Origin of the sequence: Bacillus sp. SIMBA_008, assembly GCF_046535495.1 — a bacterium.
Lineage (GTDB): Bacteria > Bacillota > Bacilli > Bacillales > Bacillaceae > Bacillus > Bacillus subtilis.
On sequence record NZ_JAWRWL010000477.1, the window covers coordinates 1 to 271 of the forward strand.

Annotated in this window: 1 protein-coding gene; it reads left to right on the forward strand. The window is 61.3% G+C overall.

Going from position 1 to position 271, the window contains the following annotated elements:
* Positions 1–271: tyrosine-type recombinase/integrase (locus SB658_RS24095; RefSeq protein ID WP_486308211.1), on the forward strand; the 271-nt coding region annotated here is incomplete at both ends.

Sequence of the window (271 nt, forward strand, 5' to 3'; positions counted from 1 at the left end):
AGCGCGGCTTCACCACGAAGAAGGAAGCTGAGCTCTACCTGGCTCACATTGACACGTCGAAAGCTCGTGGCGACTATGTCAACCCAACCGATGCCAAGGTAAGCGTCGCCCAGCTCGGCACGGAGTGGTTGAACGACCGCGCCTCCGTGCTGAAGCCCTCGACATACCGATCCGTGGAGTCCACCTGGCGCATCCAGGTCGAGCCGCAGTGGGGAAAGCGTGCGATCGGCAGCATCCGACATTCCGAGGTGCAGGCGTGGGTATCAACTCT